Consider the following 25,673-nt stretch of genomic DNA (forward strand, 5'->3'; position numbering starts at 1 on the left):
AAGACAACTAACCAACCCTATCACTTCAGACTTATGCAGCCTGCTTCATCAATCTGTTTGCTTGACGCTGCTGAAGCTCGCTACCACCTTCGATAACTTCTTCTAAAACTGATTTTGCAGACTCAAAATCTGACACTTCTAAATAGGCTTTCGCCATATCTAACTTAAGGTCCATTTCGAGACTACCTTCATCAAACATTTTATAGACATTTTCTTCTGGCTCACTAACTGCTGATTGACTAAAGCCTCTTTCTAAAGATGAATCATCACTCTCTAGTAAATCATCGTAACTGTTTTCAGGTAGAGCCACCTTCTCATCGGCAACTATACTTACACCATCTGTTTCTTTACGGCGAGTCGACAATAGCGCAACTAGTATTAGGGACAATAGTGCTCCACCAGCAACCATACTCCAGATAGGTAGTTTAAATCTATCGTTAAACATAACAATACTGTTATTACCCTCAGCATCACCAAAATAATGAACACCAGGCTGAGCATCATCAATTAGAGCATTAAGTTGCTCATTCTCTTGAGTCAACTGCGCAATAGTTCTATCTGCTTGTTTCTGTATTTCACGGTTATCTGAAAGATCTGACTGAGCCGCTTCAAGCTGAGTCTTCAGATTTAGTGTTTCATTTCTCACATCATCAAGCTGCTGCTGTAGTGCTTCAACCTGAGATAGGTCTGCAGGCGACAGCGGTGCACCCTGATTATTCTTCAGAAGCTTGGTCACTCTAATTATCTCTGAATCAAGTAGTCTCAACTGTTCATCAGATTGCTTACTCTGGTTTTCCAATAAAGAGACTCGTTGAATTAACCTTGCATTTTCTCGCTTCAGGCCAGCAACCTGAGCAATCAAACTTGTTCGCTCTGCCTCTAAAAAGACTAATCGATCTTGAACACCTAACTTATTAGTATCCGCTTTTGCAGGTGTAATTTTCAGTGTATTGGCGAGCTTCGCTATAGATGCATCATCCGGAGTAACGAATGTTGACTCATCTTTTAACCAGTCATTGCCGGGTAGCGATAAAAGTGCATTTCGTCTCAGCAGATTCATATTTCCGCGGACAAAAGCTTGTGGGTTTTTTTCAACAATTTCGACCATCAAACCCATTGGGGAACGCTTAGGTCCGACATAATATCGATTAACAATTTTACTCAAGGTATCGTTGGAGCGCACAGGCCCATACGCCTGGTCTGCAATAGCAGCTCCAGAATAAAACGTTAAACTTGATATAATCAGTGCAGCAGAAAGCTTACTGACATTAGAAGAAACCCGATTTGATGACGATATCATTATTTTTATACTCCAGCTAATGCTGAAGATCCGCCAGTAAAATCAAATACAGATCACCTGTGGAGCGAATCTTCCCCAGAGATAATGTATCACTCAAAAAATTCACACCCATCAAAAAAACGATGGGTGGTATTAAAAAATCACCCTGCTAAACGTGACATTAACAATTCAGCTGAAGTTTTCTGCTGAGCGGTACCTTCCAGTAGAACTTCATGTAATAACTCATTCGCTGCTTGGCTATCGGCCAACTCAATATAAGCCTCAGCCATTACAAGCTTTAGCTCTGAATCATCACTATTTGATGACTTAGATACTTCTGACTCTGATTGAACAGCAGGCTCATTACCTAGCTCCCCAGTCATTGATGGGTCAAGAATAGCAACTCGAGAAGGGTCTCGACGAGGCGGTACTCTTAGTGCCTCTACATCTTGATCTCTAGCATCTAAGTTACCAGCTTTAAATACTACGTCTTCCATACCAGTCGCGTTGGAGCCAACTGCTGGTATAGATTTATTTCGACGACCTAAAATCACCATAAATGCAGCTAACCCAAGTGCTAACATCGCTAGAAGAGCACTCCATGTAGGCAAGGTAACTGAACGATTAAAAAACCCTACATTACTGCTTTCAATTGAATCGTCACTAATTTCTGCTATCACACTTTCTTCAGGCAAGAGTCCGTCAGTAACCAATGGATCTACTTCCATCATAGAATCCATATCACCAACGGGTGCAGCTGACGCCATCAACTCATTAACAAGCTCATCATTCTGAGACTTAAGTTCTTTTACTTCTTCTTGGTAAATAGCAATTTGCTGATTTAGATCAGCAATTGTTTTATTCGCCTCAATATTTACAGCATTACTACTAACACTAGTCGTCGCAACGACAGGAGCCGGAATTGCTTCTAACTGTTTTTCAAGATCCGTAACCGAGGCTTTCAACAACGCAATTTCTTGATCTTTTTCTACAATTAACGCAGTACTTTTATCAAGACTTTGTTTAGTTAGCTCAGCCGCTATAAGTGCAACAGACTGTTGACTAGAACCCTGTTTGAGTGACGATGCCGACTCAACAGACTCAGTAAGTGATTCTTTTGATAGCGCTAGTGCATCATTAGCAGCTTTCAACTCAGTCTTGAGATCTGCTTCAGATGATCGTGTTACTTCAAGCAACGCCTTTAACTCAGACTCTGTGGATACAGCCTCTTCTAGCTTGACCTTTAAATCATCTAATACTTCTTGAGCTTCAACCAACTGGTCTTTTGCTGCTTCACGCTCTCCTCTCACCTTATTAAGGTTACTTTCTAAAGAAGCTAGGGAAGTATCATTACCCAGTGAAGTAGGTGCTGTATCGACAACTTTTTCAGTAACTTCTGAGAGACGAGCTTGTGCATTCTCAAAACGTACTTTCCAACTAGATAACTCGGCTTGAGTACGCGACAAACTAATCTTTAGGTCATCACTTTCTTTATTCGCTAATCTTAAACTTTCTTGGACCGTAACTAATCGCATTCTCGACTGAACAGGCACTGGTGCAACAGGAACATTGACTACCTGCCCCCCCGTTGAACGACGAATACTATTATCATCAGGAAGGACAAGTTCAACACCCTGCTTAAGCAAGCCCATATTATTATTGATGAACGACTCCGGATTTAACCGGAATATTTCACGCATAATAACAATGTCGGAATGCGGACTGACAAGGTAGTTTTCACTCACGATTTTACTGAGTGTCTCGCCCGGAGCGATTGGACCGTAGTTACTATCAGCCTGCGATACTGCGCTAGCAAATAGTGTTAAGCCTATCGCTGCCGACAACGCACGAGGTTTCAATTGTAATATCAGTGAATGAGTACGATTAGTCATGAGAAATCTCAAAGAATCTTAGCAATACTTTCAGCAGCACGTTTAACATCTAAAAAGATTAAGCCTAAACGAGCATTGGGCTTAGCAAGCACCGTTACAACGGCCTCGTTTCCAGCATGTGTCATCAAAATATAACCGTGATCACCTTTGATAAGCACTTGCTCTAGTGTACCACGAGCAAGTTCTTGAGCTGTACGATCACCTAGAGACAACATAGCAGCACTCATCGCACCGACTCTATCTTCATCCATTGCAGCAGGCAGTAGTGCAGCCATCATTAGGCCATCCTTAGATAAAACTGCTGATGCTTCAATGTCCGCTGTTGATCCATTGAGGTCGCTTAAGATCGAATTTAACATTTCTGCGCGCATGCGTTTACTCCCGTAAAATGTATTTTAGTTTTTTAATGTTATGGAACTGTTTGAGCCGTAACGTCGTTCTAAAGCCCAAATTAGTTGTGTGAATGCCGACTGGTTTAACTGCGGCATTCCACCAATAATCAAAGTGAATCGATCTTTGCCGATATATAATGGCCAAAAGCCAATCTCACTATTTCCAGCAGCATCGATCAAACCCCATGCTCGCTGACTGTAGCCCAAATTACCTTTAAGCACATCTTTGTGCCTTTTATAAATAGCCGTCAAACTAGCACTTAACGCTGCCAGCTCTTCCGCTGCTTCATGAGGAAAGCCTGAACTTCCCAGATACAAGCCTTGCCCTTCCGCCAAAACTGCCCGCCCATCACTCGATAGACTTTGCAACAAACCAGGCAGTAGACTTTCCAAGCTACCAGAGGGTGCTACCTCGGTATTTTTCTGACCAGCAATGAAGCCAGCATCTTGTAGTAGTTGAATAAACTCTAGCGTTTCGGTCTCATCATTTAACCCACTCAACGCTTGAGCAGCAGCCAAGTTAAACACGGGTGTTTCATCGACCGTTAACAAACGCTTTATGAACTCACGGCCAAAACCATCAGAATCATCTTGAACAGAATAAAAACTCCCACCAGGCGTTACGCTCAAGTATAAGTCTTCACTTGAAATAAAATCACTCATAATATTTCAGCTCCAGGGGCTAATGACATCAACATCGCCTGCATTAACATAGAGACATCTTCACGCTTTCGTGCGTCAACCTCAAAGACAGGTGCTGTAATTTTTAACTGATCTAACCAGTCGCGATAATCCTGCACATTGGGTACACGGTGTGTATCCATACGTGTGACACCAACAACTAGCTGCTGTGCTTCAATGAAGTCACGAAAGGCGTGTGTATAAAATTTCAAATCTTGCTGAGGGTCTTTGCGGGAGTTGTCAATTAACAACACTAGGCCAATGCCGCCTTCCGTCAAAATATCCCACATAAAGCTAAAGCGCTCTTGGCCCGGAGTACCATATAAATGGACGCGTTCCGTATCACCCAGTTTGATCATGCCGTAATCCATAGCAACCGTAGTTGACTCTTTACGTGCACGCGTCATGTCTGATGCTTGCTCATCTGTCGTGACAATTTCAATATCACTGATTGAGCGAATGGCCGTTGTCTTGCCTGAACCAACCGGCCCTGTAAAAATTATTTTCTTATTCGCAGTACTCATTTTTCCTTAACCCCCAACCAAACGTTTAAGTAAACGCGAGAACAAACCACGAGGGGCTTCGGCTTTACGAGTTGTAGATTGCTTCTTAATCAATTTTTCAGGATCCATTTCGATCAAACCGAGGGTATTAGCCGCATTGTAAAAAGAGAAAACATAACGTTGAGGAACATTTAGGGTCTTGGCCACATCAAAAGCATTCATTCCCTGAGCTGCCCATTGCGCTGCGATCGGCATTATATGCGGAAACAATGCGACACGCGTCATACTTGGCCAATGTTTTAACCCAACCACTTTGTTAGGGTCTAAATCCCTAGGCAGTAAGCCATGAGCAGAGAGTAAAGCACTAGTCCAAACAAATGACTCAAGGTCATATAATGAAGTACTTTGATTCGATATCAGCTCATTAAGCTCGTGAATTTCAGGTGTACTCAGAATATGCATCTTACCGCCATCACCTGAATTACAGTCTCGGATCAGTGCTATAAAATCAGGACCATCGATTGACACCGTACAGAAAATTCGGTGAATTTCAGGCAGTACAAATATTTTTGCTTGAGGGAAGTTAAGCAACACGCCTTGCTGGCATTGCCTTGCTAACCTAACGGCATCTTTGACACTAGAGATGAAGAAACTCTCTTCTGCCTGCATGCTCACAAGATTTGCAGAAACATCAAAATCAGGTAAATCACCACATAACTCGACCCAACGCTGTGCTTGTTGCTGATCGGTTAAACTAGTCTTTACAGGCATACTTGGTTCTACATTTTTTTCGACTGGCAAATTAACTGGGGATTGTTTGACCGACTGAGTGTCATAGTCGACAGCTTTAGTCTCTTCAACAACTTCTGCTTTGTTAACTAACGGGACACTAACAAGTACTTCCGCTTTTTTTATCACTGGACGCTGTAATGACACAGGCTTCTCAGCAACAAAAGACTCGATGTTTTTTGCAATTTTCTGATTACTTAACTTCTCGATAGCCTCATCACTAACATCTACTTTAAGCAATGCTCTGACGGACGCTGCTGCATCCAATAATGAGCGACTTGTTAAAGGCTTTGGCAACCAAATGACGTTATCGAGAGAAACTTCAGAAATAGATAAAATAATGGCGGGCTTCTGCCATTCTTGGTACTCACTTTCGTAACGCTGACGGGCAGGCGGAAAGTCGTAATCGATAATAAGTACATTAGCTTCAACTTGAGAGTCAACACAACGAAAAGTATGCTGCCCAAGCTTAGCAAAAAAGAAATCCAGAACGGCTCTATTATGTGTACCCACATCCTCTAGGCAAACACGCAAAGCAGAGTTCTGCTGTGATTGATCTATCATTGAGTTTTTGTCACCCTTCCTTGGTATTTGACAATTTCCAGTCAGGACTCAGTTCTCGGCCTTGCTCCATCAGTAAAGCCAACAAACGTTCCTTACTCTCGTAATCTTTTGTATAACTGTAGACTCTTAACAGCTCTTCTTCAGTACGAGAATCCCCTTCTGGATTCAACATTTCTTGTTCCAGTAACTCTTGCGCGACTTCAAGCTGCCCATACTCTAGGCAATCAACGGCTTCTTGATAATGACTAGTATAGCTACTTGACGCTTTAGTACTCAGGGATAATAAAGGTAATCCTTTTGAGACCAAACCTATCGACAACACTGACCCTTCAATAAAGCGGTCATTGTAAGATTCGTCATAACCTTTCTCCAGCCAATTGGAAAAAAAGTCCTGCTCTTCTTTGACTAAGTGCGCTTGTACTCGACTATAAACCATTTGACGAAGTTTTAAGCCATTATCCTTAAGGGCTATAAATAAGTCTTGTAAGGCACCAGAAAGATGACCTTGGTCTTGATTGATTAAGATACGTTGTACCTGTACTCGTAAATCAAGCGGGTAACGTTTTACGTGGTGAGCCAAATAGCGTCGATTAGCATCTGTTGAGTCATTAGCACCCAACTGCAAAACTTTTAGGCCTTCTAAACTAAAAATAGCAGGTAGCTTATATGCGTTCGACGAATCCGAACTTGTATGGTTTACACTCATAAAATGTTAGTACCCAAAATCCAGTTTGACACTCAAGGAGTTACGGAATTAAGGCGTAGACTTTATAAGAAAGATGAATAAAAAGATATACGGTAGATTAAACTTTATAAAGATTGTGCCAGAAAGCACTTTTGATGATATGTATCTTATATCTATACAAAAATTCTATGACTTCGATAATATAAATATCATAGCCATCAGTGAAGTAAATCATTGTAATAAAAAATATTCAGGGGATATACTAACATCGCTACTCAACATTCTCTTGAATTTAATTCCCCCTCAACCTTATTAAATTCATAACTAAGTTCCGAAGGTCTCAGAGCATATGTTTGGAAAAAAAACCAAGTCTTTACCCCCTGTACAGCCGCGTCGTGTCGCATCACAACTGGAAGAAGATATCAAACTTGTGGGAGATCTTTCTTTTTCAGGATTGCTACAATTAAAAGGCAATGTTTACGGCAATATCATTTCCCCGCCTGACTCTGAAGCAACCCTACTGATTGAAGAAGGCGCTACGGTAACTGGGGAGATTCGTGTTCCGTACATCCAGATCAAGGGTAAAGTCACGGGAAATGTATTTGCAAGTCATCGCATTAGCATCAAAACAGGCTCTACAGTCATCGGTGATGTTCATTACAACGACATCGAGTTGGACCAAGGTGCACATCTATCCGGACATCTCATATCCATGAAGGAAGCTAAAGAAGAACTAAAAAGCTAACGACAGACCTCGGCTTTAGCAGGCAAGTCAACACCTAATGGCTCTGCCACCTTTTCCCACTTAAAGTACGGCCCTGGATCTGTTTTGCGACCCGGTGAAATATCTTCGTGACCCGTTATAGCACCAATTGCCAAGCCTTTATAAGTATCCTGCAAGGCTGGCACCAACACATTTAGCGAGTGATATTGCTCATCACAAAATGCCTGATTATCCGTACCCTCTAGCTCTATACCAATCGAGAAGTCATTACACACTTCCCTACCTTGATAACTAGAAATTCCTGCATGCCATGCACGCTTATGGAAAGGTACGTATTGAACAATGTCGCCATTACGCCGAATTAAGACATGGCTAGACACACGAAGATGATTTATTTCAGCAAAAAACGGGTGCTCATCAGGACAAAGACAATTTGTAAATAACTGACTTATATGTTCGCTACCAAACTGCTCTGGCGGAAGAGATATATTGTGAACAACGATTAAGCTAATGTCGTTTTCATCTGTACGATCATCATGATTAGGCGACGCCAGAAAATTGACACCCTCTATCAAGCCCGTTTTTTTAGAGATTTGCATATTCACCCAACCAAATTATTTTTATTAGAAAAAATTGGCTCAAACTAAAATAGGATGAGCCAAAAGTACTGCTAGATTGGGGAGCCTTTAGAATAAATCCGCCACCACAATTTGACAAGTAATTCATAGATACATTGCTAAAGATTAACTTTTCCTTAATGTTCGGCCAAAGAAACCACAATTAGCACGCTCAACTAGCCATTAAAAGTAAAATTAAAAACTAATGACCTTCCACCCCTTTGACTTAACAGTACCGTCAGAAAGCAATATTCTCTCTTTAGCTGGATACTTTGCATAACGATCTAAGCTTGCATCTGTCATACGACCAAAAGCAGTACGAAAAATCACTGACTGCGCCTTCAGCTTTGATAGCTCACCTAACAATGCCTTATCAGTCCCTATCACAACCGTTTTGTAACGAGAACCCGACTCGAAATCATCAATCCAGTCACTCACCTCGCTGAATTTCGTTTTCATAGCGTATGAGGTATCAACCACAACCAAGACTTCAGGCTTATTTTGACTTAGGTAAAAGTGAGCGCCTGCCCAAGCAGAGCCATGTAATACCAAAAATAACGCAAAAACCTTAATTAGCTTCATCAGCGACTACATCTCCGAATTCAATAAATTACCGATACGATATGAAGCAGAGCCTGAACTTGACTCAACGTATGCGCCTTCCGCTAAAGCGGCCATTGCTTTGAGATCAGTATCTTGGCCATTAACTTCATAGGCAATCGTATGCACTGGAATGCCTGACCACTCTAAAGACTTTTCAATGTCCTCAAAGGTCAAACCACGATTGGTTGAGCCGTCTGACAATAGGAAAATAACTTTCTTATGATCTGGGCTGGTCTTTCCATACTCTAATAGAAGCTCAGCTGCGACCATTACCGCGTCATTAGTCGCTGTTTTACCACCTGTTTGTAAGCGGCCAATTGCACCGTTAAACAACGCTTTTTGCTGAACATCGAATGGGCGCACAAACAAGTCAACATTCACCTTTTCGCTGTATGTCACTAATCCAATCGAGTTATTTGAGCTAATTAAGTCAGATGACTCAACAAGTGCCTTTCTCAAGTTTTTAATACGAGTCCCTTCCATTGAGCCAGAGACATCAGCAACGAAGACTGCAGCAACAGGACGACCACCTGACTTTTTCTGCTTCCAGAGTTTTTGAGCCTGACCAATGATGGTGCCATCAATAATTCTGTATGACGTTTCACTAGCCGACTGGCCAAAACCAAAACGCTTAGCTAGAGACTGTTGTGATTCAATAAACTTCGCAAACAAAGCCAATACTTCACGTTCAGCAGGGTCGGCTTCAGGCGTCGCATACAATGGGCTGTTATGTGGAACACCAAAAGGTACGAATTCATAATCGTTCATACCTGTTACATTCACCCATGATTGGTGCTCCATCACTAATGCATCCAGAACCCCACTGCCTTGAGCAGCATCACGCATTTGAATCGTATTTTGCGCAACAAACGGTACACCTGCCTGAAAAGCTTCAAAAGCACTCGCGACGTCTGGTGATAACATTTGTGACTCATCACCTTCAGCAAAGGAATTAAGGATGGTCAACAGGAAGTTAAGACCCGTACTTGACTGGTAAGGGTTGGTGTACCCCATCGCAAAACTACCGCTACTTACGTTAGTCAGTAGCTTTGAAACATCTAACTTGCCATCGGTCGTGATCATATCTATTTTAGATTTTTTAACGACGATACCGGCAGTGTTAGGCGCGGTTACATCAGCGATTGAAACAAGCGGTACACCATTGGCATTAAGTAAGTCACCCCACAAGGTATTACTCGGTGAGAAAGCATCGGGCATATAACGGCGCGCTTGCATGAACTGCGCACCGAGACCTGACGCCATTTTACGAACAGCTATCTTCGCTCGCTTACCATTAGCGATACGATTATTTTGGTTATTGAAGGCGGTGGCTAATTCAACGTAGAAACCATCACGGCCTGTTCCTGCTTTTTCAGAAGAAGTAAATATTTCAACCGCTTCTGTCGAGTTATCATCACGTGCGTTTAGCGTCATCGGATACTCAGCTAAGTCAGGCAGCATCGATAACAAATTAGTTTGCGTTAATTGAATATTGGCACGTACTTGATTCTCTCTGTAGCTAGGCTCAATAGTTTCAGCAACCAGCTTATGAATTGATTCAGCGGCTTTTTCAGCCGAGTCAACGACAACATCACACGCAGTCAACACTAGTGCAGCAGTAGAGGCCATGATTAGAACGTTTACTTTTTTTATTATTGTTTTATTGAATAACTGTGACATTTTTCTATCCTGTATTTTTAGGAAGTACCTGCAACCGTTAGATTAACGACCGCTTTTATTTGCAATTTGCGCCAATGCAACTAGCCGAGCTAAGGCGTCAGTGCGCTCATAGTCACTAAATGATCGAATATTGGCAATCTCGACAGCTGTTTCAGTAAGAGAGTGAAACATTTTGTTATTTTCTTCAAATAAACCATCGAGGCGCTGCTGCTGATTACTCAATAACTCATTTTGCTTTTCATGGCGCGCTTGCTGCTGTGTATTTTCAACATCATTAGCTTGTCTATGATTTCTAGACAGTGTTGATAAGCTATGACCAACTGCAACAACGTCAGCAAGGTTTTGAATAGCATGCTTCTGAACGGAACGTGCAGCGCCTAAGTAAGTAGTGGGCACACTAGCTTTACCGAAGAAGCGCGTTTCAACCACCGAATGATAGTCGTCGATGATATCGGTCAGTAAAGTAACCTGACGTTTACCTTCATTTAAGCCAAGCGCTTCAAGATCCGCGCTAATTGTATTTAAGCGTTGACGCATCTCCTCATGCTCACTTGCCTCACGCTCTGCCAACCATTCAACATCGTCAGCATTTGAATACCCTGCCATGCGATATAGCACAGGTACTGACAGTACAGACACCAAGCCAATAACAGCATAAATCCCTATAGCAATAATGTTCCCTTGAAACCACCAAAAGAAAGCACCGAATGAGATTAATGAGAGTAATAGTGCAATATAAGTATAGCGTTTAATCATGGATAAAGTGTCTCACGTTATCGAGTAACTGTCATTGTGACATGCGTAATGTACAGCACCGCACATGCAACTAAAAAGCCCTCATCATCACTAACCGTTTGTGGCGCTATTTTACGGTATTTTTCTAGTTCAATAAACGGTGCAACTTAAGTGGTTGATATACAGTGCATTTTGATACTGGTTATTTTTTAATCAATTCGCTGAAAGCCTTATAAACAAAGGCTCTAGCCTACCTTAAATGATACTGCTAACAGAGTTATCCACAGCTTCTGTGGACAAGCTTATTATTTTTTTAAGTCAAGTGATACACGGTGTTTTTTCATCTAAAATAAAAACTATTAATCTTGCAGTAAGGTTTTATCTATGTTGAAAACAACATCTAATCAACAATTAAACTCATAGTATGTATTTCACCTACCGCAAGCTTTTTACCCTGTGTTACTCCCGTTTCTACACATAACATTTTCAGGTAACTATCATCCGACATATCCGTCATCGATTTTGAAAGCTCCGCACCTGGGTTCCATACAATAATACTGTCATGCCCTGCTGATTCGATATTAACTGTATTATCACCTTCAACAATCGTCAAATATTTAGCTGGATTAAAATGAATACGATCAGTTCTTTCTGGAAATCTATAAGGCACGGGCGTCGTACCAATTGCCCAATCGTTCACCTTATCCGTGTAGTCTCCGGTCATACCCACTAGCTCAACCCTATTAATGTCATCAACTGCGAAGTAAGTATGTAGTGCTGTACTGAACTCAAAAGCATCATCTCCAACATTCGTCGTCGTCAATGACATAGACAAAGTCTTTCCAACGCAAATCGCCACTGAGACAGTCGCTTTTCCAAAAAAACCTTCACCAATAGTGTCTGCTAAAGATAAAACTAACTCAGTACAATCGTCTTTTTCAGTCGCACTAATCAACTCCCAAACACGCTCTCTTGCATAGCCGTGCATTTGATAACCTTCATTTAAGCCACCAAACCATGGCCAGCAAATAGGCACACCACCGCGGATTGCCCTTTTCCCATCTCTAATGCTTGAATCGCTGACGTATAAACGTTCTCGCTGGACGTGCTTCGGGATAAAACTCAGCATGTGTGCACCGAATAATGCTATTTCAGCAGTAGCAAACTGATTATCAATCATCAGTGTTTTTAACATACCGGGTTGTTGCTGGTAGCTAATAGACGACGGTAGAGAAAGCATAGATATACCTTATAATTTTTTAATTATGACTGAGTGTCGCTAGCGACTGAGTTAATCGCAATAGCGTTTCTATAATCAATAAAAAGCGCCCTAAATACTCAGTACTTAGGGCGCTTTAAATATCAGCTAGGTTCGTTTACCAGACGCTGGTGGCCTAGGCCCTTTACCGCCTCGTCCTCCACGTCCATCCTTACCTTTAACTGGCCCTTTACTGCCGGGTGATTTTACGCGAATACGATGATGTAAATCGCTACCACTACCACCTGTAGACTTAGAGCGTGGCTTTGAAGGATCCCAAGCAGGCACAAGACAACTCTTCTTATTACCAATCAACTCTTCACGACCCATGCTCTTTAGCGCTTGGCGAATGACTGGCCAGTTTTCTGGTGCATGGTAACGCAAGAATGCTTTATGCAAACGACGCTGTCCCGGGTCACGAACAGTACCTACAAGCTCTGATGTAACTCGATCAACCTTTTTCAACGGGTTGACGCCGGCGTGATACATCGCAGAAGCAAGCGCACCCGGTGTTGGCAAAAATGCTTGCACTTGATCTGGACGGAAATTACTTTCCTTCAACCAAAGCGCCAAGTTCAACATATCTTCATCCGTCGTACCCGGATGAGCAGAGATGAAGTAAGGAATCAAGTATTGTTCTTTGCCCGCTTCCTCTGAGTACTTATCAAACAACTGCTTGAATCGGTTATAACTACCTATACCCGGCTTCATCATTTTAGCCAATGGTGCAGCTTCAGTATGCTCAGGTGCAATCTTCAAGTAACCACCAACATGATGCGTCACTAGTTCTTTCACGTACTCAGGGTCTTGAACTGCCAAGTCATACCGCAAACCAGATGCGATAAAGACTCTTTTTATGCCCGGTAATTCACGTGCTCGCTTATAGACATTAATCAACGGCTTATGATTGGTATCTAGATTGCTGCAGATACCTGGGAATACACAGGATAAACGTCGGCAAGATGCTTCGATTTTTTTACTCTTACACTGCAAACGATACATGTTTGCAGTCGGGCCACCAAGGTCTGAAATATTTCCAGTAAAGCCAGGTACATTATCGCGAATCGTCTCAACTTCACGAATAATTGAATCTTCAGAACGACTCTGGATAATTCGACCTTCATGCTCTGTAATAGAGCAGAACGTACAACCACCAAAACAACCACGCATGATGTTCACTGAGAACTTAATCATGTTGTAAGCAGGGTTTATAGAGTCGCCATAAGCTGTATGAGGTTTACGGGTATACGGAAACTCAAACATCTTATCAAACTCAGACATAGTGAGCGGAATTGGTGGCGGGTTAAGCCATACATCTCGCTTACCATGGCGCTGAACTAGCGATCGGGCATTCCCTGGGTTTGTTTCTAAGTGAAATACTCGCGAAGTGTGAGCGTACAAATACTTATCTTCAACCACCTGATCATAAGACGGCACACGAATAACACTGGTATCACGGTCAATATTCTTAGGACGATGATCAAAGAAAACAACTTGCTTAGCACCTTCGTTTTCTTTCTCAATTTTAGTCACAGCATCTGTATTGCTTTTTTCGCAATCATTCTGCTTAGTCGTATCCACATACGGATCAGCGACTGGATGATCTAAGTGAGTTGGCTCATCAATACTCGTTGAGTCAATAACCGTCCAGCCCTCAGGAATACCTTGACGCATAAACGCAGTACCACGAAGATCAGTGATCTCTGTGATTTTATCACCACTAGCCAAGCGATGTGCCACATCAACAATCGCACGCTCAGCATTTCCATACACCAACAGGTCTGCTTTTGAATCCACCAGAATAGAACGACGTACTTTCCCTGACCAATAGTCATACTGTGCGATACGACGCAAACTCGCTTCGATTCCGCCAATAACAACTGGAATACCTTTATAAGCTTCTTTCGCTCGTTGTGAATATACAATCGTTGCACGATCTGGGCGCTTACCCGCAACACCACCGTCAGTATAAGCATCATCTGAGCGACGTTTACGATCCGAAGTATAGTGATTCACCATCGAATCCATATTACCTGACGCTACTCCGAAGAACAGGTTCGGCTTGCCTAAACGCTGGAAGTCGTCAACATTGTGCCAATTTGGCTGTGCGATGATTCCAACACGGAAGCCTTGAGACTCAAGTAGTCGACCAATGATCGCCATACCGAAGCTAGGATGATCAACATAAGCGTCACCCGTTAAGATAATAATATCGCACGAGTCCCAGCCTAGAACATCCATCTCTTCACGAGTCATAGGAAGTTGAGTAGCAGGTCCAAATTTGTGGGGCCAAAATTTACGGTGCGAAAATATGTCGCGAGCATCAGGTGTATTCATCGCGCGATTATAGCGGTTTCGCCACATTAAACAAATAACCTGAGAGAAAACAATAAGGTTCTTTTTAAATAAAGGCATAGATAGCCCATTTCACACACAATAAAAAAAGGCCATGGAGCGAAAATTCACATGGCCTTTTCATTTTTCACACAGATGAAGCGTTAGTGGCTAGCAGCACCTGATTTTTTACTACGCATTGCATATGCGTCTATTTCTTTTGACGTAAGTCCGGCAGCAACTGCATAGACTGGGTCTTCTACAACATTCACTTCTACCAAATCACCCGCCTTATTTAATAGTAGACGGCATTCTGGACTAAGGTGTACCAAGTGAAGGCGCTTACCGGCTTTCTCGAAGCGCTCAGCCAGCTGATCAATAGCCTCTAATGCTGAGTGATCTGCCACCCGTGAACGTTTGAAATCGATGATAACGTCTTGCGCATCTTCATTCGGCTGAAATAACTCTTGGAAGTTATGAATAGATGCGAAGAAGATCGGACCAATCAGCTCATAAACAGTATTACCACCATCGTTTGTAAACTTCTGAACACGGATTTTCTTCGCGTGCTCCCAAGCAAATACCAACGCTGACAAAATAACACCCAAAATAACGGCTACCGCAAGATCAGCAAATACTGTCACGATCATTACAATACCCGTAATGATTAGATCAAGATGAGGAACGCGACCAAATAAACGCAAGCTTGACCATTTGAATGTTCCGATAACAACCATAAACATAACGCCAATCAATACAGCAACTGGGATTTGTTCAATTAATGGTGCGCCCAACAGGATGATTGCCAATAGCGCGAGTGCAGCAGTGATACCAGACAAACGCCCTGAACCACCTGAGTTGATGTTGATAATACTTTGACCAACCATCGCACAACCACCCATTCCACCGAAAAGGCCTGTGACGAAGTTAGCTAAACCTTGAGCCATACTTTCACGGTTTGCTTGACCACGAGTTTCAGTTAACGCATCGACTAAGTTAAGTGTTAGCAAACTCTCGATCAAACCAACTAGCGCCATAATGATGGCATATGGAAGAACGATCCAAAGTGTTTCTAATGTAAATGGCACTGAAGGAATGTGGAACTTTGGCAAGTCTCCAGCAACGGATGAAATATCACCCACCGTTCGTGTATCTAGGTTAAACAGGTAAACGGCAACACTTAACGCAACAATCGCAACCAGCGTTGAAGGGACAGCTTTAGTCAGCTTCGGCAAGTACTGAATGATTGCCATGGTCGCAACAACCAACACTAACATAATAATAAGCGGTGTGCCTTGAATCCACTGATATACACCATCAGCATCTTTGATTTGGAATTGCTTCATCTGAGCGAGGAATATTACCAAAGCCAGACCGTTAACAAACCCTAAGAACACAGAGTAAGGTACGAGTCGGATAAACTTACCTAACTGGAAAGCACCAAAGATAATTTGCAAGATACCCATCAATACAACAGCAGCAAATAGATATTCAACACCATGCTGAGCAACTAAACTGACTAGTACAACAGCGATCGCACCCGTTGCACCAGAAATCATTCCTGGGCGCCCACCAAATACCGAGGTCACAAGACCAATGATAAATGCGGCATACAAACCTAATAAGGGATCAACTTGAGCTACAAGAGCGAAAGCGACGGCTTCAGGCACTAAAGCAAGTGCCACTGTAAGACCGGAAAGAACATCGTCTTTTGGGCTTAGAGGAGAGAGTTGTTTCAGAAAAGACATTAGATAGCTGACTAAGAATTTAAAGGTGGGGATTTTTACACATCAGGCCCGCCTCGGCTATGAATAAATCCTTTAATATTAAATAGTTTACCCATAAACGATGCCATACATAAGCCAACCTATTTTGAACTTTACCTACTGCACCGCTAGATTATATAAACGGTGAGCCTATCTATTACAACTACCGCATAAATTTTATCAATGTAAGCTATATTAACTCCAAATATATTGACTCTCACTCCAAAGGTGAATATATAGTATGTAAATTATGTATTTATGGTAACGAATCCCCCGATTTAATCTGACAATACAATATAGGAAAGCGAAGCTAGTTCCCGAAGTTTAGCCTTACAACTTGAAGTACCCTCATGAAAAATAATTATCAAAAAAGTATCAGTGCGCTGATATTTTTTACAATAACGCTTGCCTCTTTTGGAGCTAATGCTTTCACTGGTAACCGTACCTCTCCACTAGGTATCAACACCAATGAGACCATGGATATGGACTCCAGTGTTCCGTTTATAAACCTATTTAAATTAGCACTCCCCTTTGAAGAAGCTAGACCTTGGCTCACCAAGGGCAGCATTCAGTATGATGACAATGGCTGGCCGAAAAACCTCAATGGAGGCTTTGCTGGAACTCGTTTTATTGGCGGCTACCCTGCTGACAGCATCCCAAGTGCGGTTTATAACGTTTTTTATGAAGGTCAGGGTAAGATACGCTACGGTGTTGATGCGAAATTAGTAAGAAGACTTCCTGGGCGAGACCTGATAGAAATTAGACCAGGCAAAAATAAAAAAATCAGTGCATCGCTAACAATTATCGAAACCAACCCCAATAATCACTTGCGTAATATTCGCATATTGATGCCGGGTGGGATTTGCAAAGGCAATCCATTTCGCAAGGTAAGCAAAAAGAAAGACTGTGGGCCCAGTAATCCTTATCAGTCATTCGCGCAACACCATGAAGAACTGGTATTTAATCCAGAGTACTTAAACTTCATGAAAGACTTCCGCGTAATTCGCCTGATGAACATGTCAGGCATTACACGTAACCCATTAGGTATGTGGGAAAATCGTCCAAAAACAGAACAAGCAACTTGGGGGGGTAAAGAAGGCGTACGCGGAGCACCCCTTGAAGTTATGGTCAAGCTAGCCAACCTAACGGGTGCTGACCCATGGTTTAGCTTACCTCACCGCGCTAACAACGATTTTATACAGAAATATGCAGAGTATGTGAGTGCAAACCTAAACCCTGACCTCAAAGCCTATATTGAATACAGCAATGAAACTTGGAACGGTGTTTTCTCGCAAACACATCACATGCAAAATATGGGTGAGCGTCTAGGGCTAGACGAACACGTTATATATCGTGGTTTAAAGTATTACTCTAAACGTAGCGTTGAGATATTCAAACTATGGGAAACCGCATTTGAAGGCAATAACAGACTTGTCCGCGTAATGGGTGGCATGACGACCAACCTACCTATGTCTCATATGATTTTAGGTTATGAAGAAGCCTTTAAACATGTTGACGCTTTGGCCATTGCACCTTATTTTCACGCTAGTCAAAAAGCACAGAAACGCATTGATAGTCTAGATGAAGTATTTGCGCTGATGCGTTCTAAGAAAAATCGCTACTCGGTTACAAATACCTTAAAAATGGTAACACAACAAAACCGTATTGCTGCAAAGTATGGGGTTGATTTGATAGCCTATGAAGGCGGACAACACCTAGTTGCTTACAAAACACATAGTGTCGATGACTCTTCTAATAAATACCTAATCCAAGCAAATAAAGATGAACGAATGGCTAAGCTTTATTTTGAGTTTTTGGAAGGCTGGAAGAAAGCAGGCGGAAAGCTATTTATCGCGTTCTCTGCGCCTCGCCACTTCAGCTGGATTGGTAGCTGGGGGATCAAAGAACATATTGCTCAAGATGCTTCTGAAGCACCCAAATACCGTGCACTAATGTACTTCCAGAAAACCAATAAGTGCTGGTGGTATGCATGCTCAAACTCGGGCCATGTAGCACGAAAGAGCAAACCTAAGCATAACCCAGGAACTTATGTAATGAATCGCCGCTTTAAACCAGGCGTACCAACAATAAATAAATCTAAGCACCTATTGAAAGCATCAGCTACATCCACTGACTTGAAAAGACCAGTAGTACAGCGTGCTACATGGAACAACCCGAGTAGCGCCGAAGCAAATGCGATCAACCAATTATTAAATGACCCTTCTGCTCCTAACGCATGGGAATAAGATTAGTTAGATTTAAATGAATGAGTTTCGATCAAAATTTGACCCTAAAATACATCATGTAGTCGCTAATATACCTAGTGGCTGCGTGATGTCTTACGGCGATATTGCAAGAAAAGCGGGCTTTCCTAGGCATTCACGCATGGTGAGTAAAGCCATGTTTCGCTGCAGTTATGACTTGCCTTGGCACAGAGTCATTAAATCAGACGCTACTTTGGCGTTTCCGCAGGACAGCAACACTTACAATAAACAAAAAAAGCTACTTGAGAGTGAAGGCTGTCAGTTACTAAACGGTAAAGTCATACCTACTAACAAAGACGTTGAGGAAGATCTCGACAAACTTATCTGGGGTTTTGAATAAAGAACTTAGTAAGCGTGATATACCGATGGTTTTTTTGCTAAATCACCAAGAATACTTTCCAAGAAAACACGAACATTATCTTTAGTGCGACCACCGAACCGAACACCAATACCATGCTTGCCACTTGAGTCTTTAGGTGACATCCAAACCACATCACCCGGAATCGCGAAGCGTTTACCTACCGAGTCAATTTTAAGAGAAAGAATGACTTGATCACCTAACTTGTAAGGCTTGTCAGCTACGGCATACAAACCACCGCCTCGAATGAAAGGCATGTAGTTAGCGTGAAGTGCGGCTTTATCTTTAAGTGTAACAGAGACGACGTTGCGTACTGTTGGATCCTGTTGTTCCATAATGTTTATCTTTTTATTGTTATTCGCTTTAAATTATAGAGCCTGTCTGTGCCATAAAACTAACATGTTTTCAGTATACAGAAGAGTATTTAACGATGTATGGACATGTTGTTTTAATTCAAGCAACCCATCTCGCAACTGCCAAAGCGCTTGAGGCGTTGCTTTCATGTGTTTTTGTAAGTGCGGCGTAATCACGTCTTTTTTAATATCATCCGACTGATAGAGCCCTTTAATCATCAACTCCACCCACTGTAGCTGCCAATCAATTAAATCTTGCTTAGGTGATTTTTCCCAATTTTTAGCGGCACTTACAAGGGATAAACTCCCTCTAAGTAATTTTAAGATGTCACCCGCAAACTGCTTACGAACAGCCAAGCGCTCATCCTGATCTAAGGTTCTAGCAAGCAAAGGCTTACCAAGACTCGCTGCTAACAAATCATCAACAGAGTGCGTTAACTCTTGAGTACTTAACCACTCAGAGGCTTGCTCTAGAGTCGGCTGTGGTAAGTGTAGTAACTGGCAACGGCTTTTAATGGTAGGCAATAGTTCAGATGGGTTTGAGCTTACAAGCAGTAATACGGTACGTTCTGGTGGCTCTTCAAGCGTCTTGAGTAGACTATTTGAAGCGTTAATATTTAAACGCTCAACAGGAGAAAGTAGCACTACACGACTTCCTTGATAGCTACGACTTAAGTGAACGAAATCATTTAGGGTCCGAATTTGATCAACGACAATTTGGGTCTTTTTTTCACCTAGACCGATAAAGGTATAATCAGGGTGCGAGCCCGCTTTAAAAATATGACAACTCTGACAAACACCACAGGCAAAACCAGTTTCATCACGAGACTCACACAGTAATGACTGCGCCAAGGTTAGAGCAAAATCATGCTTACCCGTATGTTCAGGCCCCGCTAACAAAATAGCATGAGGCATATTGCCCTGCCCGACGACTCTTTTTAACGTATCCCAGCTTTTTTGCTGCCAAGGATAAATCACCCTGCATTCTCAAGTAAAACAGCCACGGCTTTGTCTAACTGTTGCTGAACATTTTCTATAGACTGCTCAGCATCAATCAATTCAAAACGTGTCGCTTCAGCATCTGCACGATCAAGATAGCATTGTCTAATTTTCTCAAAGAAACTCGCTTCTTCTTGTTCAATTCTGTCTGCTGCACTTCTAGCTTTAGCACGAGATAAACCAACAGCCACTGGTAGATCAAACAATAGCGTTTTATCTATTTTAAAATCACCAAGCACCCAAGATTCTAAACGCCTGATACGTTCCATATCAATAGAGCGTCCACCACCTTGATAGGCATAGCTAGCATCAGTAAATCGATCACACAAAACCCACTGACCACCTTGTAAGGCCGGCAATATTTTATACTGGTAATGCTCAGCTCTAGAGGCAAACATCAACAGCAGCTCAGTATCAGAGTGCATCGCTGGTAGATCGGGATCTAAAAGCACGTTACGAATATGCTCACCAACCTCAGTTCCACCAGGCTCACGGGTAACAACAACATCTTTACCAGCAGCTTCTAGTAGTTGCTTAACGTATTGAACGTTACTACTTTTACCTGCGCCTTCTATACCTTCAAAGGTGAGAAACAAGCCTTTCTTAGTACTCATTTGTCACCCTGATACGCTTTAGCATTACCACGAAGCTGATACTTAACAACTGCTCGCTTGTGATCTCTGTAACTATTACTAAATTGTGACGTGCCATCACCGCGAGCAACAAAGTACAACGCTTTCGTGTCTTCAGGGTGCAATACCGCATCAATTGCTTCAGCACTTGGCGTTGCAATAGGTGTTGGAGTCAAGCCAGTTCGAGTATAAGTGTTAAACGGGTGTTTTCGCCTAAGGTCGGACTTACGAATATTTCCCTTAAATCGATCGCCCATGCTGTAAATGACTGTAGGATCAGTCTGAAGCATCATGCCCTTACGTAATCGATTGTGAAATACTTGAGCAATAAACGGGCGCTCTTCTGGAACCCCAGTTTCTTTTTCAACAATTGAAGCCAAAATCAGTGCTTCATAAGGTGACTTTAAAGGTACTGAAGGATCTCGCCCTTCCCACTCTGTATTGAGGTATTTAACCATTGCAGCGTGACTACGCTTTAAAAATTCTAGATCAGTCGTACCACGAGGATAATTATAAGTATCAGGGAAAAACCAACCTTCTGGTTTTTTAAACTTAGAGCCTATCTTAGTCATAATGTCAGCATAATCTTCATCAGTTAGCGTCTGCACTAGATTAGGATCAGCTTTAATATTTTTGACGAGATCTTTATAAGTGTAGCCTTCGATAATACTACTGTTGTAACTAATCGTTTTTCCAGACGTGAAACGATCGAGCACCTGCTGTGCTGTCATCCCCGCCTCTAATGGAAACTCACCTGCTTTAATTTTTGTGTCTTGCTTGGTGATTTTAGCTAACACTTGGAACTGCCAAGCTGGCTTAATAATATCTTGTTTTTCAAGCTCTAAAGCGACACGCTTAATGCTGCTTCCTTTAGCAATAAGGAAGCTTTTAGGAGCAGACTCACTTACCGTTTGCTTTGTGAACTTCTCGTATTCAATATAACCATATCCACCAACAGCGATTGCTGAAAGTAAAAGTAGTATAAAAAATGTTTTAAAAACTGCTTTCATCTTTCTGTCTCGCTTGCCAATTCAATAGTTGGAACGTTAGATCTTTTTAAAGATCAACGTCCCATTAGTGCCGCCAAAACCAAAAGAGTTGCTCATGACAACATTGATTTCAGCATCACGTGCTGTGTTTGCAACATAATCAAGATCACAACCTTCGCCAGGGTTATCAAGATTAATGGTTGGAGGGAGTATTTGATCTCTAAGCGCAAGAATACTGAATATAGCTTCAATACCACCCGCTGCACCGAGTAAATGTCCCGTCATAGACTTAGTAGAGCTAACAGCGACTTTATTTGCGTAATCGCCTAACGCTAATTTTAGTGCCATCGTTTCAGCGACATCGCCCGCAGGCGTCGATGTTCCATGAGCGTTAATATAATCAATGTCTTCAGGATTCAAGCCTGCATCTTTCAGCGCATTTTTAACACAGCGTGCAGCGCCTTCACCATTTTTAGATGGAGAGGTCATATGAAAAGCGTCGCTACTCATACCAAAACCAACTAACTCACAGTAAATTTCTGCACCACGTGCCTTTGCTGTTTCATATTCTTCGAGTACTAATACACCTGCACCATCACCAAGTACAAAACCATCACGGTCTTTATCCCACGGACGACTTGCTGCGGTAGGGTCATCATTTCGAGTAGAGAGTGCACGTGCAGCAGCAAAACCACCGATACCTAGTGGCGAAGTCGCCATTTCAGCACCACCTGCTAACATCACATCGGCATCACCATAACTAATCATGCGCGCTGCATCGCCAACACTGTGTGTAGCAGTTGCACAGGCAGAGACTGGGGACATGTTGTGGTTTTTTAGTCCATGCATGATTGATAAGTTTCCCGCAACCATGTTCACGATACTACTTGGAACAAAGAAAGGAGAAATTTTGCGCGGCCCACCGTCACGGTAAGCATTTAAATTCTTTTCGATGGTAGTAATACCACCAATACCAGAACCTACGATCACACCAATACTTTCGGCATTCTCTTCAGTTACGATAATACCTGAGTCAGTCAACGCATCAGTACCTGCACCGATACCATAATGGATAAAAGGATCCATTTTACGTTGATCTTTAGGCTTAATGTATTCATCAGCGTTAAAGTCTTTTATATTTCCAGCAATTTTTACACTGAATTCACTAGTGTCAAACAAATCAGGGCTGATTAAGTTTATTCCGCTATTTCCAGCGGTAATGTTTCCCCAAGCTGTTGTTATTTTTGAACCAACAGGTGAAACAATACCAAGCCCAGTAACCACTACACGACGTTTAGACATGATGAAATACCCTATAAAGCTTCATAATATTTACAAAAAAATAAATATATCTACATAATCCAGTTACACAAAAACCGCAGTTTACGTGAATAAACTGCGGCTTATTTGAATCTGGTATTAACCTTGCTGCGAGTTAATATAATCAATAGCTAGTTGAACAGTAGTGATTTTCTCAGCATCTTCGTCAGCAATTTCAGTGCCGAATTCTTCTTCTAGTGCCATTACAAGCTCAACAGTATCTAGTGAATCCGCGCCTAAATCATCGACGAAAGATGCAGTATTAACTACTTCTGCTTCATCAACACCTAACTGCTCAACAACAACATTCTTAACGCGCTTTTCAATATCACTCATGATATTTCTTCCTTATTTAAAAAACATAATATGCGTACTATTATAATCAAAATAGAGTACACAAGCTACAAAGCAATATGGCATCACGCCATGTGCATACCGCCATTAATATGCAAGGTTTCACCCGTTACATAGTTCCCCATATCAGACGCCAAAAACAGTACTGCATTCGCAATATCTTCTGGCTGTCCAAGCTGGCCTAATGGAATCGTTGAGGACATGGCATTACGCTGATCTTCAGATAGCGCTTTTGTCATATCCGTATCTATAAAGCCCGGAGCGACGACATTCACGGTAATACCACGTGAACCGATTTCTCGAGCTAATGACTTAGAAAAACCTACGATACCAGCTTTCGCTGCTGCATAGTTGCATTGACCTGCATTTCCCGTCGCACCAACCACTGATGCTATTGAAATAATACGGCCACTACGTGCCTTCATCATGCCTCTTAAACATGCTTTGCTCAAACGAAATACTGAACTCAAGTTGGTATTGATAATATCATCCCACTCATCGTCTTTCATTCGCATTAACAAATTATCACGCGTGATACCTGCATTATTAACAAGTATCTCAATTGCGCCATGCTCGTCATTAATATTTTTTAACAAAGCAGCAATAGACTCAGGGTCAGATACATTTAATAACTTACCCGAACCATTGATACCTGCAGCCGCAAAGTACTCTGAAATTGCAGCAGCACCCTTATCAGATGTTGCAGTACCAATTACTAGTGCGCCAGCAGCACCTAGTTTCTCAGCAATCGACCGACCGATACCGCGACTAGCGCCAGTAACTAATACAACTTTACCATCAAGCATTTTATCAAAAATCATTCTTTATTCCTGCGTCGCTGCTAGTGCTTTTTCTAATGAAGCTTGGTCATTCACCATCAAATTACCCAGCTTTCTATTAATTCTTCTGTTTAAACCGAAGAGAACTTTACCCGGTCCAAACTCGATTATGGTGTCAGCGCCCTGAGTTTCAAGTGCTTGAATAGTTTCCACCCAACGTACTGGCTTGAAAAGTTGCTCAGCCATTGCCTCGCGAGCACCATCTAAAGAGGCCGACGTTGCTGCACTCACGTTATGATAAACTGGAACAATACCCTGTTTAAATGTCGCTGCCGTTAAAGCTTCAGCCATATTAACGCTAATACCCTTTAATAGGCTACAGTGAGAAGGCACACTCATTGCTAACTTTATAACACGCTTAGCACCCATTTCAGTCATAACTTCTAATGCGCGATCTACCGCTTCGGCATGACCACCGATAACCGTTTGCTCTGGCGAGTTAAAGTTAACAGCCTCGACAACAGAATCTGCCGTTGAAGCCGTAGTACAGCCTTCAACCACTTGATCCGCAGTCAGACCAAGAATAGCCGCCATCCCACCAGTACCTTCTGGAACTGCACCCTGCATAAGACTAGAGCGCGTGCCAACCAATGCAGCAGCAACTTTAAAGCCTAATGTGTCGCTAGCGACTAAAGCACTGTACTCACCTAGACTATGACCGGCCATAGCACTTGGCATTGCACCACCCTGCTGCTGCCACACGCGCCACACAGACACACCCGCCGCTAACATCAATGGCTGCGTGATCTCTGTTTGACTCAGTAACTCCTCAGGACCGGCTGTAACAATCTCCCAAAGGTCTTTACCTAACACATCTGACGCTTGTTCAAATGTTTGTTTAACGATAGGGAAACTTGACGACAAATCATCAACCATACCTAGAGACTGTGAGCCTTGGCCCGGGAAAACTGCTGCGAAATTCATGCACTAGTACCTGCGCTTAAAATGTGTGGGCGAATCATACATAGATGAAGCTAATATATCCAACACCTATACCTAGACTTTTCATTACGCAATCAATTACCCCTGTGTAATGTCTGGTTATTGTAGAACAATACTCAAA

The 25,673-nt window shown here is 42.3% G+C and carries 25 protein-coding genes; 3 read left to right on the forward strand and 22 right to left on the reverse strand.

All coding sequences use genetic code 11. The annotated features are described in order from the left end of the window. Window positions 1–31 precede the first annotated feature (31 nt). The 7 genes from DKT75_RS20085 to DKT75_RS20115 form a co-directional block, all read right to left on the reverse strand. Window positions 32–1,300 carry a motility hub landmark protein FimV gene (locus tag DKT75_RS20085; protein WP_109826334.1) on the reverse strand — a complete coding sequence of 423 codons (1,269 nt, stop codon included), beginning with the start codon at window positions 1,298–1,300 and terminating at the stop codon, window positions 32–34. Window positions 1,301–1,440: 140 nt separating this feature from the next. Then, window positions 1,441–3,171 (reverse strand): FimV/HubP family polar landmark protein, encoded by a 1,731-nt coding sequence (locus tag DKT75_RS20090; protein ID WP_109826336.1) that lies wholly within the window; start codon window positions 3,169–3,171, stop codon window positions 1,441–1,443. Window positions 3,172–3,179: 8 nt separating this feature from the next. Further along, window positions 3,180–3,542 (reverse strand): roadblock/LC7 domain-containing protein, encoded by a 363-nt coding sequence (locus DKT75_RS20095; RefSeq protein ID WP_109826338.1) that lies wholly within the window; start codon window positions 3,540–3,542, stop codon window positions 3,180–3,182. A gap of 24 nt (window positions 3,543–3,566) precedes the next feature. Further along, complete coding sequence (locus tag DKT75_RS20100) at window positions 3,567–4,226, reverse strand: hypothetical protein (protein WP_109826340.1); 660 nt, start codon at window positions 4,224–4,226, stop codon at window positions 3,567–3,569. After that, window positions 4,223–4,768 carry a GTP-binding protein gene (locus DKT75_RS20105; protein WP_109826342.1) on the reverse strand — a complete coding sequence of 182 codons (546 nt, stop codon included), beginning with the start codon at window positions 4,766–4,768 and terminating at the stop codon, window positions 4,223–4,225. Before DKT75_RS20105 ends, DKT75_RS20100 begins: the two co-directional genes overlap by 4 nt. 6 nt (window positions 4,769–4,774) lie before the next feature. Then, window positions 4,775–6,100 carry a hypothetical protein gene (locus DKT75_RS20110; protein ID WP_109826344.1) on the reverse strand — a complete coding sequence of 442 codons (1,326 nt, stop codon included), beginning with the start codon at window positions 6,098–6,100 and terminating at the stop codon, window positions 4,775–4,777. Window positions 6,101–6,110: 10 nt separating this feature from the next. Continuing rightward, window positions 6,111–6,806 carry a hypothetical protein gene (locus DKT75_RS20115; protein ID WP_109826346.1) on the reverse strand — a complete coding sequence of 232 codons (696 nt, stop codon included), beginning with the start codon at window positions 6,804–6,806 and terminating at the stop codon, window positions 6,111–6,113. 328 nt (window positions 6,807–7,134) lie between these two features. On the opposite strand from DKT75_RS20115, the gene DKT75_RS20125 reads away from it, so the two are divergent. After that, window positions 7,135–7,530, forward strand: a complete 396-nt coding sequence (locus DKT75_RS20125) for a bactofilin family protein (RefSeq protein WP_109826350.1) — start codon at window positions 7,135–7,137, stop codon at window positions 7,528–7,530. On the opposite strand, the gene ampD is transcribed toward DKT75_RS20125, so the two are convergent. The 7 genes from ampD to DKT75_RS20160 form a co-directional block, all read right to left on the reverse strand. Further along, on the reverse strand, window positions 7,527–8,108 hold the full coding sequence (gene ampD, locus DKT75_RS20130) for a 1,6-anhydro-N-acetylmuramyl-L-alanine amidase AmpD (protein ID WP_109826352.1): 582 nt from the start codon (window positions 8,106–8,108) through the stop codon (window positions 7,527–7,529). The two genes, DKT75_RS20125 and ampD, sit on opposite strands and share 4 nt — an antisense overlap. 213 nt (window positions 8,109–8,321) lie before the next feature. Beyond that, window positions 8,322–8,708 (reverse strand): hypothetical protein, encoded by a 387-nt coding sequence (locus DKT75_RS20135; protein ID WP_109826355.1) that lies wholly within the window; start codon window positions 8,706–8,708, stop codon window positions 8,322–8,324. A gap of 6 nt (window positions 8,709–8,714) precedes the next feature. Beyond that, complete coding sequence (locus DKT75_RS20140; RefSeq protein WP_109826359.1) at window positions 8,715–10,409, reverse strand: vWA domain-containing protein; 1,695 nt, start codon at window positions 10,407–10,409, stop codon at window positions 8,715–8,717. Between the two features lie 42 nt (window positions 10,410–10,451). Next, a complete protein-coding gene (locus tag DKT75_RS20145; RefSeq protein ID WP_109826362.1) occupies window positions 10,452–11,165 on the reverse strand; it encodes a hypothetical protein in 714 nt (237 codons plus the stop codon). A gap of 379 nt (window positions 11,166–11,544) precedes the next feature. After that, window positions 11,545–12,384 carry a D-hexose-6-phosphate mutarotase gene (locus tag DKT75_RS20150; protein WP_109826364.1) on the reverse strand — a complete coding sequence of 280 codons (840 nt, stop codon included), beginning with the start codon at window positions 12,382–12,384 and terminating at the stop codon, window positions 11,545–11,547. A 126-nt stretch (window positions 12,385–12,510) separates the two neighbouring features. Further along, window positions 12,511–14,739, reverse strand: coding sequence for a YgiQ family radical SAM protein (locus tag DKT75_RS20155; RefSeq protein ID WP_109826573.1), 2,229 nt, complete (start codon window positions 14,737–14,739; stop codon window positions 12,511–12,513). A 161-nt stretch (window positions 14,740–14,900) separates the two neighbouring features. Beyond that, complete coding sequence (locus DKT75_RS20160) at window positions 14,901–16,484, reverse strand: SulP family inorganic anion transporter (protein ID WP_109826367.1); 1,584 nt, start codon at window positions 16,482–16,484, stop codon at window positions 14,901–14,903. A gap of 368 nt (window positions 16,485–16,852) precedes the next feature. Between DKT75_RS20160 and DKT75_RS20165 the strand changes: the two genes are divergently transcribed. Then, the gene (locus DKT75_RS20165) at window positions 16,853–18,748 is read left to right on the forward strand and encodes a hypothetical protein (protein ID WP_211665505.1); all 1,896 of its coding nucleotides are present in this window, start codon (window positions 16,853–16,855) and stop codon (window positions 18,746–18,748) included. Window positions 18,749–18,764: 16 nt separating this feature from the next. Beyond that, complete coding sequence (locus DKT75_RS20170; RefSeq protein WP_109826370.1) at window positions 18,765–19,106, forward strand: MGMT family protein; 342 nt, start codon at window positions 18,765–18,767, stop codon at window positions 19,104–19,106. A gap of 5 nt (window positions 19,107–19,111) precedes the next feature. Here the strand turns inward: DKT75_RS20170 and DKT75_RS20175 are convergent, their stop codons facing one another. The 8 genes from DKT75_RS20175 to fabD all read right to left on the reverse strand — a co-directional run bounded on the left by DKT75_RS20175 (window position 19,112) and on the right by fabD (window position 25,534). After that, window positions 19,112–19,459 (reverse strand): PilZ domain-containing protein, encoded by a 348-nt coding sequence (locus tag DKT75_RS20175; protein ID WP_109826374.1) that lies wholly within the window; start codon window positions 19,457–19,459, stop codon window positions 19,112–19,114. Window positions 19,460–19,492: 33 nt separating this feature from the next. Beyond that, entirely contained in the window at window positions 19,493–20,455 is a 963-nt protein-coding gene (locus tag DKT75_RS20180) for a DNA polymerase III subunit delta' (RefSeq protein ID WP_109826376.1), read from the reverse strand. After that, the gene (gene tmk, locus DKT75_RS20185; protein ID WP_109826378.1) at window positions 20,452–21,090 is read right to left on the reverse strand and encodes a dTMP kinase; all 639 of its coding nucleotides are present in this window, start codon (window positions 21,088–21,090) and stop codon (window positions 20,452–20,454) included. The genes DKT75_RS20180 and tmk overlap by 4 nt, the downstream gene beginning before the upstream one ends. Then, a complete protein-coding gene (mltG, locus tag DKT75_RS20190) occupies window positions 21,087–22,118 on the reverse strand; it encodes an endolytic transglycosylase MltG (protein WP_109826380.1) in 1,032 nt (343 codons plus the stop codon). Before mltG ends, tmk begins: the two co-directional genes overlap by 4 nt. 36 nt (window positions 22,119–22,154) lie before the next feature. Continuing rightward, window positions 22,155–23,399 (reverse strand): beta-ketoacyl-ACP synthase II, encoded by a 1,245-nt coding sequence (fabF, locus tag DKT75_RS20195; protein WP_109826383.1) that lies wholly within the window; start codon window positions 23,397–23,399, stop codon window positions 22,155–22,157. A 117-nt stretch (window positions 23,400–23,516) separates the two neighbouring features. Next, window positions 23,517–23,753: an acyl carrier protein gene (gene acpP, locus DKT75_RS20200; RefSeq protein WP_109826385.1), complete on the reverse strand. Its 237-nt coding sequence runs from the start codon at window positions 23,751–23,753 to the stop codon at window positions 23,517–23,519. Window positions 23,754–23,836: 83 nt separating this feature from the next. Continuing rightward, window positions 23,837–24,577, reverse strand: coding sequence for a 3-oxoacyl-ACP reductase FabG (gene fabG / locus DKT75_RS20205; protein ID WP_109826575.1), 741 nt, complete (start codon window positions 24,575–24,577; stop codon window positions 23,837–23,839). Window positions 24,578–24,595: 18 nt separating this feature from the next. Then, on the reverse strand, window positions 24,596–25,534 hold the full coding sequence (gene fabD / locus DKT75_RS20210) for an ACP S-malonyltransferase (protein ID WP_109826388.1): 939 nt from the start codon (window positions 25,532–25,534) through the stop codon (window positions 24,596–24,598). Window positions 25,535–25,673 lie beyond the last annotated feature (139 nt).

Source organism: Leucothrix arctica, from assembly GCF_003172895.1.
In the GTDB taxonomy this organism is placed as follows: domain Bacteria; phylum Pseudomonadota; class Gammaproteobacteria; order Thiotrichales; family Thiotrichaceae; genus Leucothrix; species Leucothrix arctica.